A 16,075-nucleotide genomic window follows, 5' to 3' on the forward strand; every position below is an offset into this window, starting at 1 on the left:
GCGCCTGTGTCTGTGGTGACTATGCCACGCGGACGAAGGAAGCGCCGCTGAGCCAGCTGATGGAGTGAACTGCGGTCTGGTTGCCGTTCACGCCGCCGCTGACAACCTGGCCGTCGCCGGCGTAAACGCCAACGTGGCCGGCGGTGATCACCAGGTCGCCGGGGGCGGGGGTGCCCACGGTGGTGCCGTACTGGTAGAACTGGCCGGGGGCAAGGTCGCCGACGGACTTGCCGACCGTGCGCAGGGCCTTCTCCACCATCGCGGTGCAGTCCTGGATCTGGCCCACCTGGCCGTAGGCGTTGGCCAGGATGGCTGCTCCGGCGCCGCTGCCGGTGGCTGCAACCGGTGCGGACGCGTAGGACATGTTCATGCCGGTGTTCGCCGGGGTGGTAACAGCAGCGGTCTGGACCGGTGCCGGTGCTGCAGCAGGTGCAACGTAGGCCGGTGCAACGTAGGGCGCAGCCGGAGCGGAACCGGCGGCAGGAATCTGGATCTGGTCGCCCGGGTAGATGATGGTGGAAACCGAGAGCCCGTTGGCTGACAGGACGTCATTCAGGCTGACACCGTGGAGCGACGCAATGGCACCAAGGGTGTCGCCCGATACAACCGTGTGGGTGGTGCCGGCTGCTGCGGCGGGGGCTGCGGCTGCCGGAGCAGGGGCGGCGTAAGCCTGGACGCTAGCGGTCTCGGTGGTGTCCGGACCGTTCACACCGGCGTGGGCCGGGGCGCCGACGCCGAAGGCAATGCCGGAGGCTGCTGCCACGGCGAGAGCCGGACGGCCCAGGGACTTGGCCGAAACAGACAGTCCTTCGATCACGATGGAGCGGGCCGGGGTTGCACGGTGACGGGCAGTGATGGAATTTTTTGACACAGTTGATCGCCTCTCCCATGCCTGCGGGGTGAGCTGTCGGGTTCGGGTTGGAGATACCCGGCCGGCAACACCTCCGAATGGAACGGACGCGCTATCGACTTAACCCCAAGGCCTTCAAAAGGCCGCGGAAACTTGGTTCCCCCGTCCCTGCCAGCTGGAAAGCGTTGGTTCCCGGGTCAGTGGCAGGGCTCGGCATTCTGACGGGGAATGTCCCGTCTGGGAGGGACACCTGAAGACCATAACCCGACTTACCACCCATTGTCACATTTAGATAACATGCGAGGCGCGGCTCTCGATTACGCAATCAACTGGATTTCCCAGTGCCACGGCGGTCCAGCCCGGACGGGCAGGCGCGCCGATTTTTTGGGACGTGTTATTTATCACAAAGACGTTAAGGTGGGACCGAGCCCGCCCGGCGACCTTGTTCTTCACGTGCCCGGGGGAGGAGTATGTTCGGCACCCCACGAGGAGGCATTGTGATGCAGCTTGGCAAGTATGAGAGATACCTGATTGAGGAATTCTTCGACGATTACAAGTCCGGCGCGCTGAGCCAGCGCACCTTTACCCGGCGGGTTGCCTTCATTACCGGCAGCATGGCGGCAGCGTCGGCGGCGATGCTGCTGGTGGGCTGTACCCCCAGCGAGGTGCCGCGGAGCACCGATCCCATGCCCACCCCGGAACCGTCCCCTACGTCCGCTGCCGGGACCCTCGGGACTGCGGGATCGGGTGCGGTCCCCGGGGCAAAGAGCCCGCTCTCCGTTCCGGAGGGGGCGCCAGGATTGACGACGGCGTCCGTCCAGTTTCCGTCCGGCGGCGCCTCCGTCAGTGCCTACCTGGCCAGGCCGGAGCGGGACGGTCGCAGTCCTGCCGTGCTGATCTGCCACGAGAACCGCGGACTGACGCCCCACATCGAAGACGTGGCCCGCCGCTTCGCGAAGGAGGGGTACGCCGCCCTCGCGCTTGACCTGCTCAGCCGTGAAGGCGGGACGGCCGGAATGGACCGCGACGCCGTACCCGGTGCCCTCACCCAGGCCGGCGCCCAGCGGCACGTGGCCGACTTCGCAGCAGCCCTGGAGTATCTCCAGGCCCAGGACTTTGTGGATGGCGGACGCATCGCCATGACCGGCTATTGCTTCGGTGGCGGCATCACCTGGCAGGCGGCAGCGGAACTGGACGGGCTGAAAGCCACCGCGGCGTTTTACGGGCCCGCCCCGGACCTGGCCAAAGTGCCGGACATCAAGGCAGCCGTTTTCGGCGTCTACGCTGAACTGGACCAGCGCATCACTGGCCCTATGCCTGCACTCAAGGATGCGCTGGCAGCCTCCGGCGTTGTCCACCAGCTCACGGTCTACCCCGGCGTGGACCATGCCTTCCACAACGACACCGGCGACCGCTACAACGAAGCCCAGGCCACGGCCGCGTGGAACGACACCCTTGCCTGGTTTGACCAGCACCTGTAAAAACCCGCGTCCCGGCCCTGTTCGGCGAAACTGAACTTCCTCCGCTCCATAACGATGTAGAAACGTCCGCCTTCAACCTGCGGATCAAGGCGGTAGGCTTCCGGACTATGTCCCGGTTCGTTACCAAATCCAGGGCGCCGCTGCCCGTGGCGCTTCTTTCGTGTGCCCTGGCAGGAAGTCTGTGGCTGGTGCCGGCAGCCGCCGCGGACAGCGGTCCCGGGGATTACCCGTCCTGGGAGGAGGTGCAGGACGCGAAGGACAGCGAGGCCGGAAAGGCCGCGGAAATCGCCAAGATTGATGGCCTGCTCTCCAGCCTCCAGGAGCAATCCGAGGCCGCCGGCTCCGCTGCGGTGCAGGCGGCGGCGGAGTATGCAGCCACCGACGCGGCATTGCAGGCCGCCGCTTCCAGGGTGGAGGCCCTTGCACAGCAGGCACTACAGGCTGACTCGGAGTTGGTCCAGTACAGGAAGGAACTTGGTGCGCTGGCGGCCCAGTCATACAAGACGGGCGGCACGAACATGGGGTTCTTTGTTGCCCTGGACGCTGTCCAGGCCAACACCGTGCACGGGCTCAACGTGGTGCAGATCGTGGGGGACAAGACCGCCGCGCTCGTGCATAAGGCGCGGGCCGCAGGGGAAATTTCTGCTGCACTGGCTGCCCAGGAACAGGCCGCAAAGGATGAGCGCGGACGGCTGGCCCTTGAAGCCGAAGCCAGGCTCGGAGCTGCCCGCTCCGCCCAGGACGGCCTGGCCCGCAAGGCGGCGGAGGAAAAGGAGCGGAGCGCGCAGCTGACAGCGCAGTTGGCGTCGCTCAAAGGTACGACGGCGGAGGTGGAGAACGCATACCGGCAAGGCGAGGCGGCGCGCGCCGCCTACGAGGCATCCCAGGCGGCCAAACGGGCCGCCTCCGAAGAACAGTCCCGCCGACAGGCCGACGCGGCCACCAGGCCGGCGCTGCCCGCCGCCCGCCCCGCGCCTGCTGGTCCTGCACCCGTCCCGGCTGGTCCCGCCGCTGCTCCGGCAAACCCTGCGCCGGCAAACCCTGCCCCGGCACTTCCTTCCCCTGCAGTCCCGCCGCCCGCCCCGCCCAACCCGCCGCCCGCCCCGCCCAACCCGCCGCCCGTCGTCGTGCCTTCCCTCCCCGGCGGCGCGGTCAATGACCCGGCAGGAGCCAAAAGCTACGCCTCCGGCAGGCTGGGCGCGCACGGCTGGGGCCAGGACCAGTTCCTTTGCCTCGCCCAGCTGTGGACCAAGGAATCGAACTGGCTGACCACAGCCACCAACCCCTATTCCGGCGCCTACGGAATCGCCCAGGCCCTCCCGCCGGGCAAGTATTCAAGTGCCGGCGCCGACTGGCTGACCAGTTACCGGACACAGATCGACTGGGGACTGGGCTACATCCGGGAGCGTTACGGCTCGCCTTGCGCCGCCTGGAACCACTCCATGGCAAAGAACTGGTACTGACCCCGCGTAGGCTTTTCCCATGCCCGACTATGAACGCTTCCGGATGATGCTCGAGGAGGAGCGGGAACGGAAGGTGGCCCTGCTTCCGGCGCTGCGCGCGGACATCGCCGCCGCGAACTCGGCGCGCCAGGATTCGAACGTGGACGACGAACATGACCCGGAGGGCTCCACTATCGCCTTCGAGCTGTCCCAGGCGTCAGCCCTGTTGAAGCAAAGCAGTGCGGGGCTGGACCAGGTTGACGCAGCCCTGGCCAGGATCGCCGCCGGCACGTACGGGACCTGCGCCGTCTGCGGGGAAGCCATCGCCGAAGGCAGGCTGGAGGCACGCCCCTGGACCCCGTTCTGCATCCGCCACGCATCGGCAGGCCGCAACCAGTGAGCAGCGGCGCCGGCCCGGTGATGGCTGCTGCAGAATTTATTGACCGTACGCTGCAGAATGAGGGCGCCTGGCATCGGGCGGACGACGTCGAGGGCAGGCTGGGCGGCCGGCTCTCCTCTTACGGCTCGTCGGTGGGCGCTGTCCGCGGAACCGTCCGCGACGCCCTGCGGAAGTACAAGGACCTCGACCACGACGGCGTTGTGCAGCTGGCATCCGCCCTGTGGGGCCAGCCCCGCCCAGGTTCCAAAGCGGTTTTTGAACGCCGGTTGGCCGCCATTGTGCTGCTGCAAACCAGGGTGCCGCTCCTGCGCCACTCGGACCTGACCCGCATTGAGGGGTTCCTGCGGTCTGCCGGGACCCGCGAGCTGGCAGAACCCCTGCTGGCCGACGTCCTGGCGCCTTTCCTTTCCCGGCTCGGCGGGCGGGACCGGCAGCGTGCAGATGTTGTCCTTGCCCGATGGCGGACGGACGCCGACAGCCAGCTGCGCACCGCCGCCGCCTACATCCACCAACAAGCCGCCCCCGAAGCACCACCACAAGGAGACACCCATGAGCGATCCCTATAACCTCGACCGGTTCGTTGCTGCGCAGGAGAGCGGCGGCGCTTACGATCAGGCCCTGTCAGAACTGCAGCTGGGCAGGAAGTCCGGCCACTGGATGTGGTTCATCTTTCCCCAGATCGCAGGCCTGGGGCACAGCGAGATGTCCCGCCGGTACGCCATCAGCTCCCTCGCTGAAGCGCGGGAGTACCTGGACCACCCGGTGCTGGGCCCAAGGCTGCTCGAGTCCGCCCTTGCCGTCACCAACCACTCAGGCGCCCCTGCGGAGGACATCTTCGGGAGCATCGACGCCCGGAAGCTGCACTCCTCCATGACGCTGTTCCTCCGGGCAGCCCCGGGGGAAACGGTGTTCAAGACCGTCCTGGCCCAGTTCTTCGACGGCCAGCCCGACGCCGCCACCGACGACCTGCTGGCCGAGACTGACGAAAAATAGGGGCCGAACCGTAACAGCCGACGGCGGTGCCTTGCGCACCATGCGCGAGGCACCGCCGTCGGCCGCTTTTCTCTGGAGCCATGGGCTACGGCGTGGGGCTGCCGCCGTTAACGTTCAGGGTCTCGCCCACAACATAGCTGGATTCCGGTGAGGCGAGGAAGACGTACGCGGGGGCAAGCTCCGCCGGCTGGCCGGCCCGGCCCAGGGGCGTCGACTGCCCGAACTCCGGCAGCTCCTCCTTCGGCTGGCCGCTGCTGACCTGCAGCGGGGTCCAGATGGGACCCGGCGCCACCGCATTGACGCGGATGCCCTTAGGCGCAAGCTGCTGCGCCAGGCCCTTCGTGAAGTTGTTGATGCTGGCCTTGGTGGTGGCGTAATCCACCAGCGTCGGGGACGGGTTGTAGGCCTGGATGGACGTGGTGTTAATGATGGTGGACCCGGCCGGCATGTGGGGGAGTGCAGCCTTGGTCAGCCAGAACATCGCGTACACGTTGGTCTTCAGGGTGTGGTCGAACTGCTCATCGGTGATGTCGGCGAGGTCCTCCTGGGCCACCTGCTTCCCGGCGTTGTTGACCAGGATGTCGATGCTGCCCAGCACCGCCACGGCAGTGTCCACTACGTCGCGGCACACGGACGCGTCCTTGAGGTCGCCCGGGACCTTGACGGCCTTGCGCCCGGCGGCCTCGATAATGCCGGCAATGCGCGCGGCGTCCTCCTCCTCTTCAGGAAGGTAGGACAGGACGACGTCGGCCCCCTCCCGGGCGAAGGCAATGGCCGTTGCCGCGCCGATGCCGGAGTCCGCGCCGGTGACGATCGCCTTGCGGCCTTCCAGCCGGCCGGTACCGCGGTAGGTTTCCTCACCCAGGTCGGCCTTGGGTGCCAGCTCCGCGTCCAGTCCCGGCTCGGGCTGGTGCTGCTTTGGCGGGGAGATCTTTTCGTACGCGGTGACCGGATTGCGGAAGGTGTACTGGTCTGTCATTGCAGTCCTCCTGGTGCTCGGGTAACAAAAAGCTAAGTATGCTTACCGTTCCAAGCCTAGGCACCTGATGCCTCCCTTGCCAACCCGGGTCAATCCCTGATGACCTCGTGAAGCCGGACGTCCCCCAGCGTTCCAGCGTCGACCGTGGCCGTCATGAACGTGCAGGCCGGCTGCCGGCGGCGGTCAGTGGGCGACCCCGGGTTCAGAAGCCGCAGCCCGCGCGGGGTGGTGGTGTCCCACGGGATGTGACTGTGCCCGAAAACCAGCACATCCGCTTCCGGGTACAGCGCCTCGCACCGGGCCTCGCGCCCTTTGGCCTGCCCGGTCTCGTGAACCATGGCAAAGCGGACGCCTTCAAGCGTGATCTCCGCCGTTTCCGGAAGCTTGCGGCGCAGCTCAGGGCCGTCATTGTTTCCATAGACGCCCACCAGCAGGCGGCTCCGCCGCTGGAACTCCTCCAGATGGGGCGCCGACACCCAGTCGCCCGCGTGAAACACCACATCAGCGCTTTCGACGGCGGACCACACCTGTGCAGGAAGGTCGCGGGCGCGCTTGGGGACATGGGTATCGGCGACCAGGACGATGTTCAGCGGCATGGGAAAATCCTGCCACGCCCGCCGGGGTACTGCGGAACCGCCGGTGACCTTCTCCAGTGCGCCTTTCCGGCCGGTGTTCCGATTCGCCCTTTTCCCTTTTCCCTGCGGGCAGCCAGTCGTACTCTGGGCTCGGAGGTGATTGCCATGGAGGCAACGCAGGGCGACCGCATCATTGTGCATGGCAGGACGGTGGGTGCCGCAGACCGGCATGGAGTGATTCTTGAGGTGCGCGGCCAGGGCGGAACGCCGCCCTATCGTGTCCGCTTTGATGACGGGCACGAGACCATCATGTACCCCGGCGGTGATTTCGCCGTCGAGCGCGGCACCGCGAACCAGGCCTGACCGGGGCGGCGGACTGGCGGGTGCAGCCCACCCGCTGCACCTGTCAGACTGGAGCGATGGATCACTTTTCTGCCTCCACCGCGTCCTCCGCCCCTCCCGTCCGTACTGGCCCGAGGGACCCCGGCGATGCCTGGGTGGAAGGAAACCGCGGCCGCTTCTGGGGCCGCTTTGGCGCGGCTGGAGTGCTGGCCTACGATCCCGGCAAGGGGGTGCTCCTGCAGCACCGTGCCGTGTGGAGCGATAACGGCGGAACGTGGGGGCTGCCCGGCGGCGCACTCCATGAGGGTGAGGAGCCCGTCACCGGTGCGCTGCGGGAGGCCTATGAGGAAGCCGCCGTGCCCGCGGGCAACGTGGAGGTGCTTTTTACGTCCCTGCTGGACGTGGGGTACTGGACGTACACCACGGTTGTGGTGCTGGTGAGGGAGCCTTTTGACCCGGTGATCAGCGATCCCGAAAGCCTGGAACTCCGGTGGGTCCCGCTGCCCGAAGTGGCTGGACTGGAACTTCACCCCGGGTTCGAAGCGTCCTGGCCGGACCTCCGTGCAAGGCTCGAGTCCTAGTAGTCCGGGCCGTACTCCGCCGTGACCAGGATGGGAAGGTGGTCTGAATTGCCGCGCGGCAGTGTCTCCACGCTGGCAATATCCAGGCCCAGCGACGTCGCGAAATCGAAGTGGCCCTTGAACACCTTGTACCGGGTGTAGGTGCGCCTATTGCTCAGGGACAGTGCGTAGCCCGAGTTTTTCATGTGCAGGTCAAGGTTCTTGGTGAAGAACGGGTAGTTGAAATCGCCCACCATCAGGGTCATCAGGCCCTTGCCCATGCTCAGCAGCTCAGCGTGGGCAGCGTGGATCTGCTTGCGCCGCAGCGAGTTGGAGGCCGTGAGCGGTGCTGCGTGGAACGAGCCGATCACCAGTTCATGCTGTGTTTCGTTGTCCATGACCCGGGTGCCGATCAGACGTTCATGGGCCGGGGCCAGGACGCGGTCATGCATCGACTTCTTCAGCGCGAAGGACTGGGTGTCCAGGGCGGTGAAGCGGCTGGTGCGGTAGTAGATGGCCAGCCCCAGGCGGTTGCCCTTGGTGGCATCGGCCAGATGGAGCGGCCCCAGTGTTTCGGGAAGATCGCTGGAATCCACCTCCTGGAGGCACAGCGCATCGATGTCATGGTTCCGCGCCAGTGCGAGGAGTTCGCCACTGGCTTTGTGCTTGCGGAGGTTGTAGCTGATGACGCGCATGGAACACCTCTTCAGAGGTTGCTGACAGGACCAGTTCCTGAGTCTAGCCGGATGGATACTGCTAGTGGCCAACATTTCGCCGCGTCCCTTCCGGTGGAATGACGGGCCGAGGGTCCGGGACAGCCGCAAGGCCCGGCGCAGCTAGAGTTAAGGCCGATTCACTGGAACTCCGAAGGGGCCAACGTTGACCGCAGAGCTGCCTGAACTGGCTGAGGGAAACTTCTACTACCTGAACCTGGGGGGAGGCCGTTTCCGTTCCACCATCCATGCCCAGGGTGCCTGGAACGTTCACGAGCAGCACATGGCGCCGGCGTCCGGCCTGCTCGCGGACAGCCTGGAACGCCATGACCCGCGGCCGGACATGCGGATGGCCCGGATCAGCTACGAGATCCTCGGACTCATCCCTGGCGGCGAATTCTACATCGCAGCCAGCACCCTTCGGCCGGGAAAAACCATCGAGCTCCTGCAGGCCGAGCTGGTGGCGGGCGGTCGGACCGCCATCCGTGCCACCGCCTGGCGGCTGGCTACCAGCGATACAACGCCGGTGGCCGCAATAGAGGACACTCCCATCCCCGGCCCGGAAGACTGCAAGCCGTACGACGGCGCGTCCGTGTGGCCCGGCGGCTACATCCGCTCGCTGGAAATGCGCGTGGCGGAAGGGCACCGCCCCGGGGCCGGAAAGGTCTGGCTGCGCACGGAACATCCCTTGACCGACCGAGGGGACAGCGGTGCCCTGGCCCGGCTCATGGGCATGGTGGACACGGCCAATGGCATCGCGGCCAGGGTTCCGCCCGGCAAGGACAGCTACTCGTTTCCCAACCTTGACCTGCAGATCCACATGTACCGCCGCCCGGAAGGGGAGTGGTTGGGGCTGGACAACGCGGTCTCGTTCGGCGGGGACGGGATAGGGCTGACCTCCACAGTTCTGCACGACCTCCAGGGGTCGTTCGGGCGCGCAGAGCAGATCCTTACGCTCCGAAAGACCTGACCGGCCCGCCGGGTGTGGAGCACGGCATCGGATGGCGGTATTTTCGCGATCCTTGCTGGCGCCCGGATGGTTATTGAATGATCGTGAGCCTGCAGAAGGCTGCTCGATACATCCCAGGCTCGAGGGCACCTTGCGCTTCGGGATCGCCGTCTGCGTTGCCAGGTTCGTCGTCGAAGACGGACATGCGCTGGATGGGTTGCCCGAGTCTGTCCAGGGTTGATATGGCCCGGGTGTCGTTTCGATCAGCGCCTCGAGGGCCGGACGGCATAGGGGCGTGAAGCTCTCGCTTCAGACATGCCGTACTCAACGTAGTGGTCATAAACGGCGGACGCCGGAGGCCAGAAGGTCCGCCTGTTCTCGATTAGTGGAGCGCTGCCGGGCCGGGCTACTGGGTAGCAAATCAGTTCTGTCACGGGCTGCTTCGAGGTGTCTCATAACTAAGGCTAAGTACTCGATTTTTGCCAGAAGGTTATGAGACATAGTTACGAGAATCGCCAATGCCATCGCGCGTCCAAGATTCCGCAGAAAATCTGTAACCGTGCAGGTCAGGCGACTGCTAGCTCGTCGAGACGTCTCGTTTCCCAAGGGTTATGAGACGACAACGTGCCTCGAATGAGAGACGCCCCCGGGAGGCTAATCGGACAGGCCATACGGGCTTCCGTCGCCAGGGCCCGCCCGTGGCGCAGCCGCAATCGTAACGCCTGGAATCCCTAGAACTGGCGCGTCGCCGCTAGTTCTCGTCTGAGCGATCGGGAAAGCGATCAGGATGCTTAGGGTCTCTGCCGCGTTCGCGCCAGTACTCGTCACGTTGCCACAATGAAAACCGCGTGGCCCAGATGGCGAATATCGTCGTCCCGGCAGCAAGGATGACCAGCTTTATCCAAACCCAAGGCTCGGAATTAATTGGCATGAGGTTCAGCGTGATCATCACCAACGCCAAAGCCCCGCCGAAGTAGACCAGGCGACTCAGCCGGCGCTTGACCTCAGGATTCGCGTCTACTGGGTGCGGGCTTGCCCGCGGTTTCCTCCGGAATTGTGATGCCATACGTGAACTGAAGCACGAACGTTAGTAATCCGGTAGCCAGCTCCTTTGGGTGGTGAGCCGGGCCAGTGAGCATTCGTCTTTTGTAGGGTGGAGGCCCTCAACGCTGATGCGCGAAAAGTTGTGCCTCAAAACATGGAACCTTTCCATGTGTGCGGACACTATGGGGTATGGGCGGAGATTTGGAAGGGACAGACGAGGTTCTTTGGAGGCTCGTCGTAAATGGGGACGGTGACGCCTTTGGCGCAGTCTTCGACCGTCACCGTGACAGAGTGCTGCATCACGCACTGGGGGTCATAGGCTCCGCTCACGCAGCCGAGGACGTCACGGCGATGGTGTTTTATGAGGCGTGGCGTCGCCGGGAGTACGTGCGGATGGTGAACGGGTCCATTGTTGCCTGGTTGCTGGTTACTGCGAACAACACACTCCGGAACGAGCTGCGCCAACGCCGGCGGTACAGGAGCTTCCTGGGCCGGCTCCCGCCCCCAGCCAACAGCCCTGATATCGCTGAGGCGTTCGCCGACGGGGATCAGCAGGAGTTTGAGGCCGCCACGTTAGAGCGGGCTTTTGCACGGCTGCGCCCAGGGGACCGTAACGTGCTGACGCTCTGTGTGGTTGAAGAAATGAGCATACGAGACGCTGCGGCCGCACTCGGCGTCCCCGAAGGCACCGTGAAATCCAGACTGAACCGGGCCAAAGCAAGGCTCGGGGATTTATATGACGAAGTTTCCAGCACGTATGCGATCGACCGGCAGGCCGCGCAAGGACAGAGGCCCTTATGAAAACCCATCAGTTCCAGCCCGACAGGAGCGATGCGCTTCGCAGGCAGCTCGTAGACATGGCGGAACAAGAATTCCCCCGCAGACGGCTAACCGGGAGCTCGGGCAGCGATGCAACCGATCTCGTGGACAGAGATCGTGACTCGATTCGTCGGCCGCACCGCACGCGCCGAGTGGTACTGACAATGGCCGCAGCCAGTCTCGGCGTGATCGTTTTGGGGCAAACCAATATATCGATCCAAAGCGCCCATGCGGCAAGTCTCCTGCGGTCAGCAGCCGAACAGACCATGGCCTTTTCCGACCCCACCCCGGGCCGGGGCGAGTACCTGCGAGTCCATACGCACGCAAACTGGCTGGTCTCCGGGAACACGATCGAGACCCACATGAACGCCCAGACCATCGACGTGTATGTTCCAGGGGACCCCTCCCGGGACTGGGTACTGGATCGAGACTGGGGATCAGTGGCCCCGCGCCCCGGTCAGAAGGACACCATTCACGCGCCTAATGGCGAGTTCTACGGGATCCCGTGGACCGTGATCAGTGACCAGGAAATCCAGGACCTGCCACGCGAAGGCAAAGCCCTGATCGATCACTTCAATGCCCAATATCAGGGTGGGTCCGCCTCCAGGGACGAGGACAACTTCGTGCGCATCACAGATCTGTTGCGGACCGGACTCATCTCAGCGGACCTGCGCGCCGGTCTCTATGAGGCTCTGGCCTTAATCCCGGGGGTGAACGCCAGCGAACAAACCAACTTCGATGGCAAACCAGGGATCGCAATCGGAAGATCTGAGCCGCTCCGGGCCGGACAACGCGATGAAATCATCATTGACCCGGCCACTGGCCTGGTCATCGGCGAACGAGTGGTCACCACCTATGCGATCTTTGGAGTAGGAGCGAATAACCTCATAGCCCATACCGCCATTGACTACAGCATCGTGGGGTCAGCACCGCCCGCCAACCAGCCAGCCCAGGAGGCCGGAGGACCAGTAAAGTGACCCACCGAAACGCATGGACCACGGCAAGGCCCAACCGCAGAACACTCCTCGTGCTTCTGGCGGCGTTCACAACAGCCCTCCTCTGGTGGATCGGCATCGTCGGAGTCATAACCACCGGAGGCGGTGCGCTCATGTTCCTGACCATCCCGGCCCTGGCCACCATCGGAACCATCATGATCGGAAATCGCACCAGACGCCGCTGGCGAATCCAACCGCTTCAACGACGACACAAACACAGGAACGTGACCCTATCCGGCGCCCATCATTCAGTTGTGCCCCTGGCAGCATTTGCCTCTGCCCTGCTGTGGTGGATAGGCATCGCCGGACTAATCAGCACAGGGCCAAACGGCGCACAGGTCTTCTTGACAGTTCCAGCCCTCGCGACCGCTGCCACACTGATAATCGCCCTTCGTCACCGCCGGGGAAGATCCACCAGCCCGGGAAGTTAGCCACCCTCCACGTCCGACAGAGCTATGCACATTCAGTGTCGAGGTGAACCCATAAGGCTCCCAATCTAGGTGTCTCGTAAGCTGGGCGCCTCGAATCCCTAGGGTTATGCGGCGGAGGCTTCCGGTCTTTCGTCGGAACTTTGCGAGATCTGTGCCATGGAGGGTTGGTTGATGCCCAACCAGCCCAATACACGGCCGGCATTCGCATACCTTAGGGGTGTGAATTCCTTGGAGTATGAGTTACAGAGATCGGATGAAGGGGTCGACCTGGTTGTAAAGGGTCCCTGGACATCTTTATGCCAAGATGTTGTCACTAGCGGAGCAGTCGATGGTCTGGTCCTTAACACTGCTCATGGATTTGCTGCGCCGGATCTTGAGTTCCTGGAGTCCTGGCCATTGGCCAGGTTGAAGATCCTAGCCCGGCACATCGCTGACCTTTCCCCCATTTATCGTTTGAGCGAATCACTTACCGACCTTGACGTTCTGACTGCGCCGTCCACAGCTCTTGACCTCTCAGAGCTGCCACATATTGCAAGCCTCGGCGCGGACTGGGAGCAGGTGTCAAAAACCCTCTCTGGGCTTGAACATCTCAAAGCCCTGTTCCTGCGCCATTTCAACCCCACTGACCTGCGAAGTCTTGGAGTCCACCCTGAGCTCGAAAGTGTACGGCTCAAAGATAGGCCAAAACTCGTCTCCTTGGACGGGCTGGAGGATCTGACACATCTTAAGGAGCTCGGCATATTTCTGGCGACTAAGTTGCAAGACATCTCAGCACTGTCATCCATGTCGGCTCCGCTAAGCAGACTTGAGTTGGTTGCCTGCAAGGGAATTTCCGAGATTGGCCCACTTCAAGGGCTTAAAGCACTGAAGTTCTTGAATCTAAGCGAATGTGGCGCCATCCAATCTATCCGCCCCCTCGCCCACTTAGAAGGGCTGGAGGAGTTCCACGCCTACGGCTCAACAAGAGTCAGCGACGGGGACTTGGCTCCTTTGCTGCAACTTCCAAACCTTCGGGCCCTATCACTTCAATCCCGAAAGTTTTACGTTCCCAGTCGCCAGGCAATTTCGGAGGCCAAACACCTTCTCTAGCCCACGGAGCCCAGTCAGATCCTTGTCGCGGGACCCGGCCAAATGCGCTGACGGCAAGAACACGTGCGCCGTCCGGCAGGGGCGACGGTGATGGAATGCCGGCTGCAGTAAAGCCACCGAAGGCGAATTGCTCAGGGCTTCCTGACCGAAGTTTGGGCACCTGCGGCTTCCCACCGCGCCACTAGGGCCTCCTGCCCGTGCTCATCTGCCTGGAGTACGACATGGAATGGCACTGCGGGCCGGTCCCACCATTCTCCTAGCGCAACTGGGGCTGCGTACTCGTTGATCGCATCTGCCAGTGTCCGGGCAAGGATTACGAGCTGGTGGGGGTCTTCATCGGCGAGTACCTGGCCGGCGTTACGGACCAGCAGGACAATTGCCGGTGCTGGCAGAAGCCAGTCCATATCGGAGAGACAATCATCCAGCGCTGCCCAGTTTTCGCTGAAGTAGTACGGGAACTGCAAGGCCGCTGCCATTTCATCCATGGCGGCAGTGGTCGTGCGCATCTTCGCTCCTCGGACAATGCGCACGAGCAGCCCGTTGTCGGCCCATCCCCGGGCGAGAGTGTCGGCTGCGCCGGGGTCCGAGACCAACACTTGGAAGGACGGGCTGGTGGGCACCTCCAGGAAGTCTGTCGGGTTCTTCATCCGTGCCTCACCCCCACACGTCCGGGCGCAAACTCAGGTGGCCTCTTCCGCCCGCATCCCTTTGGCTCATGTCCTACACCCTATGGGAGCAGCATCAGGGAAGTGAGAATCAGACTAAGCAGTCAGACCGCGGTATGACTGTTGGCGATAAATGGCGGTGTTTTTGCGCCGCTCCGTGTCGCCCTCGGATAACTATCCCAGGGCTGGCACGGGCCCAGCAGGCCCGCAGGCGCCGGCTCGAACTCGCCTCGAAACTCTAGGGATTCAACACGCCGAGGTTATAAGACACAGGAATTCAGCTGTCCCGTAAGCGGATCCTCTACCGGGCGCCGCACCGCAGCCCCGCGGTCTTCCATGGCTGGATTTTCCAGGCACAGAGGTTTCGAGAAGTTTTGCTTCCTTAGAACCCTGACGTTCCTGCGAAGACCTGGATGAATGCGAAGAAGATGCTGGCGATGACGGCGACGTAGAGCAGGGCTGTGATGATCCAGCCGGAGTCGGAGATGATGCGCGCGGCGCCTGGCGGGACGGGGATGATGCCGGCGGTGATGTTTCGGATGGTGACCCACACGAAGAGGGGAATCATGGCTGCCCAGACGATCATGCAGAACGGGCAGAGGATGTGGATGTCATAAAGGGCTTGGGACCATAACCAGACGACAAAGGCGAAGCCAAGGGTGATGCCGGTCTGGAGGCATGCCCAGAACCACCGGGCAAATGTCGCCCCGGAGACCAGCGCCATGCCCACGGTGAGGATGACGGCGAACGCCACGATGCCGATGAACATGTTGGGGAACCCGAACAACGAGCTCTGCCATTTCTGCATCACTTGGCCGCAGGAGATCCAAGGGTTTACATCGCAGACGGTCGTATGGTTTGGGTCCTGCAGCACAGCAAGCTTCTCCAAAACCAGGACGCCAGAGGCTATCCAGCCGATGGCCCCAGTTATGACCAAGAGCCAGCCAAAAGGCAACTCACGAGTCATCTGAGGTCGAGTCCTGGCATGGCTTTCCGGGGTCTCGCTCGTATGGCCGGAGTGGTCGACAATCCCAGCTGCGTTGGGGTTCATGGATTTGTTTTCCTTCTTCGTGAGTAGCCAGGCCAGTACGGGGAGACTTCTCAGAAACCAGCTGAGAACAGGGCTATGAGGCCAATGACGACTCCCGCAACGACCATCCAGAGAACTCCGTTTGAGGACAATCTCGCCCTACGGTCGGCAATCCGGTCAGCAGCAAAAGCATGAGCAAGGCCAAGGACTACGACCACTAAGATTGCGATCGTCGCAAGAGTGGAGCGAGTAGCTGTACTGACGCCGTGGCTGGGTGGGGCAATGGCAGGGATAGCCACGGGGGTCCTGGCTACCCCAATCAATGCCAGCACCAATAAGGCCATGACAGCGAGAATTAGCCCCCAACTAATAGTCCTGCTCATTCACGTCCCCCTACGTCATATGTGAGCTACATCCGATACTACGGAACTCAGCCTTGCCCAGGCGTCGAGCAGGGACGGTACCCTCGGCAGCGCGCCGGTGGAGGATCCTTCACCCGGACGCTCGTAGCCGAGAATTATGGATGCTTGAAGAGCTAGTCTCACTTCATGAAGCGTCGGGGGGCAGTCCTACTTGCAGTAGGCATAGGTATCGCAGTGTTGACGGTCATCGCTGTGATCAGCGGAATGTATCGGGTGCCCCGAGTGTGCCCAGCCATTGGATATGCCTACACAGGTCCCGTGGAGTTGGTTTTTTCCACTCCACCGTCGTCAGTTGC

Annotated in this window: 18 protein-coding genes and 1 riboswitch; of the genes, 11 read left to right on the forward strand and 7 right to left on the reverse strand. The window is 63.5% G+C overall.

Going from position 1 to position 16,075, the window contains the following annotated elements:
- Positions 1-19: 19 nt before the first annotated feature.
- Positions 20-871, reverse strand: coding sequence for a LysM peptidoglycan-binding domain-containing protein (locus WHH00_RS08310; RefSeq protein WP_406638003.1), 852 nt, complete (start codon positions 869-871; stop codon positions 20-22).
- Positions 872-874: 3 nt separating this feature from the next.
- Positions 875-1,076: riboswitch (cyclic di-AMP (ydaO/yuaA leader) on the reverse strand.
- 274 nt (positions 1,077-1,350) lie between these two features.
- On the opposite strand from WHH00_RS08310, the gene WHH00_RS08315 reads away from it, so the two are divergent.
- The 5 genes from WHH00_RS08315 to WHH00_RS08335 all read left to right on the forward strand — a co-directional run bounded on the left by WHH00_RS08315 (position 1,351) and on the right by WHH00_RS08335 (position 5,166).
- A complete protein-coding gene (locus WHH00_RS08315) occupies positions 1,351-2,331 on the forward strand; it encodes a dienelactone hydrolase family protein (protein WP_406638005.1) in 981 nt (326 codons plus the stop codon).
- A gap of 107 nt (positions 2,332-2,438) precedes the next feature.
- Positions 2,439-3,794: a lytic transglycosylase domain-containing protein gene (locus tag WHH00_RS08320; protein ID WP_406638007.1), complete on the forward strand. Its 1,356-nt coding sequence runs from the start codon at positions 2,439-2,441 to the stop codon at positions 3,792-3,794.
- Between the two features lie 19 nt (positions 3,795-3,813).
- Positions 3,814-4,173 (forward strand): TraR/DksA C4-type zinc finger protein, encoded by a 360-nt coding sequence (locus WHH00_RS08325; protein WP_231457981.1) that lies wholly within the window; start codon positions 3,814-3,816, stop codon positions 4,171-4,173.
- A complete protein-coding gene (locus tag WHH00_RS08330) occupies positions 4,170-4,739 on the forward strand; it encodes a DNA alkylation repair protein (protein ID WP_406638010.1) in 570 nt (189 codons plus the stop codon). The genes WHH00_RS08325 and WHH00_RS08330 overlap by 4 nt, the downstream gene beginning before the upstream one ends.
- Positions 4,723-5,166 carry a DUF1810 domain-containing protein gene (locus WHH00_RS08335; protein ID WP_406638012.1) on the forward strand — a complete coding sequence of 148 codons (444 nt, stop codon included), beginning with the start codon at positions 4,723-4,725 and terminating at the stop codon, positions 5,164-5,166. The genes WHH00_RS08330 and WHH00_RS08335 overlap by 17 nt, the downstream gene beginning before the upstream one ends.
- An 85-nt stretch (positions 5,167-5,251) precedes the next feature.
- Here the strand turns inward: WHH00_RS08335 and WHH00_RS08340 are convergent, their stop codons facing one another.
- Together WHH00_RS08340 and WHH00_RS08345 are read right to left on the reverse strand one after the other, a co-directional pair.
- A complete protein-coding gene (locus tag WHH00_RS08340) occupies positions 5,252-6,145 on the reverse strand; it encodes a glucose 1-dehydrogenase (RefSeq protein ID WP_231456889.1) in 894 nt (297 codons plus the stop codon).
- 89 nt (positions 6,146-6,234) lie between these two features.
- Positions 6,235-6,741: a metallophosphoesterase family protein gene (locus WHH00_RS08345; RefSeq protein WP_406638015.1), complete on the reverse strand. Its 507-nt coding sequence runs from the start codon at positions 6,739-6,741 to the stop codon at positions 6,235-6,237.
- Between the two features lie 144 nt (positions 6,742-6,885).
- Here WHH00_RS08345 and WHH00_RS08350 point away from each other — a divergent pair, with 144 nt between their 5' ends.
- Together WHH00_RS08350 and WHH00_RS08355 are read left to right on the forward strand one after the other, a co-directional pair.
- Positions 6,886-7,083 carry a DUF1918 domain-containing protein gene (locus tag WHH00_RS08350; protein ID WP_066276358.1) on the forward strand — a complete coding sequence of 66 codons (198 nt, stop codon included), beginning with the start codon at positions 6,886-6,888 and terminating at the stop codon, positions 7,081-7,083.
- A gap of 56 nt (positions 7,084-7,139) precedes the next feature.
- Positions 7,140-7,643 (forward strand): NUDIX hydrolase, encoded by a 504-nt coding sequence (locus tag WHH00_RS08355; protein ID WP_350002406.1) that lies wholly within the window; start codon positions 7,140-7,142, stop codon positions 7,641-7,643.
- Here WHH00_RS08355 and WHH00_RS08360 read toward each other — a convergent pair.
- Entirely contained in the window at positions 7,640-8,317 is a 678-nt protein-coding gene (locus WHH00_RS08360; RefSeq protein WP_350002405.1) for an endonuclease/exonuclease/phosphatase family protein, read from the reverse strand. The genes WHH00_RS08355 and WHH00_RS08360 overlap by 4 nt on opposite strands.
- 184 nt (positions 8,318-8,501) lie before the next feature.
- On the opposite strand from WHH00_RS08360, the gene WHH00_RS08365 reads away from it, so the two are divergent.
- Positions 8,502-9,305, forward strand: a complete 804-nt coding sequence (locus WHH00_RS08365) for a thioesterase family protein (RefSeq protein WP_350002404.1) — start codon at positions 8,502-8,504, stop codon at positions 9,303-9,305.
- 730 nt (positions 9,306-10,035) lie between these two features.
- On the opposite strand, the gene WHH00_RS08370 is transcribed toward WHH00_RS08365, so the two are convergent.
- A complete protein-coding gene (locus WHH00_RS08370) occupies positions 10,036-10,233 on the reverse strand; it encodes a hypothetical protein (protein WP_314216569.1) in 198 nt (65 codons plus the stop codon).
- 284 nt (positions 10,234-10,517) lie between these two features.
- Here WHH00_RS08370 and WHH00_RS08375 point away from each other — a divergent pair, with 284 nt between their 5' ends.
- From WHH00_RS08375 to WHH00_RS08385, 3 genes are all read left to right on the forward strand, one after another.
- Complete coding sequence (locus WHH00_RS08375; protein WP_190612401.1) at positions 10,518-11,129, forward strand: RNA polymerase sigma factor; 612 nt, start codon at positions 10,518-10,520, stop codon at positions 11,127-11,129.
- Between the two features lie 182 nt (positions 11,130-11,311).
- Positions 11,312-12,124, forward strand: coding sequence for a hypothetical protein (locus WHH00_RS08380; RefSeq protein ID WP_190612403.1), 813 nt, complete (start codon positions 11,312-11,314; stop codon positions 12,122-12,124).
- A gap of 668 nt (positions 12,125-12,792) precedes the next feature.
- Positions 12,793-13,662 carry a hypothetical protein gene (locus WHH00_RS08385; RefSeq protein WP_406638019.1) on the forward strand — a complete coding sequence of 290 codons (870 nt, stop codon included), beginning with the start codon at positions 12,793-12,795 and terminating at the stop codon, positions 13,660-13,662.
- A gap of 131 nt (positions 13,663-13,793) precedes the next feature.
- On the opposite strand, the gene WHH00_RS08390 is transcribed toward WHH00_RS08385, so the two are convergent.
- Both WHH00_RS08390 and WHH00_RS08395 read right to left on the reverse strand, forming a co-directional pair.
- Positions 13,794-14,309, reverse strand: coding sequence for a barstar family protein (locus WHH00_RS08390; protein WP_190612410.1), 516 nt, complete (start codon positions 14,307-14,309; stop codon positions 13,794-13,796).
- A 400-nt stretch (positions 14,310-14,709) separates the two neighbouring features.
- The gene (locus WHH00_RS08395; RefSeq protein ID WP_350006224.1) at positions 14,710-15,378 is read right to left on the reverse strand and encodes a vitamin K epoxide reductase family protein; all 669 of its coding nucleotides are present in this window, start codon (positions 15,376-15,378) and stop codon (positions 14,710-14,712) included.
- Positions 15,379-16,075: the final 697 nt, after the last annotated feature.

The organism is Pseudarthrobacter quantipunctorum (assembly GCF_045291495.1).
Taxonomy (GTDB): Bacteria; Actinomycetota; Actinomycetes; order Actinomycetales; family Micrococcaceae; genus Arthrobacter; species Arthrobacter quantipunctorum.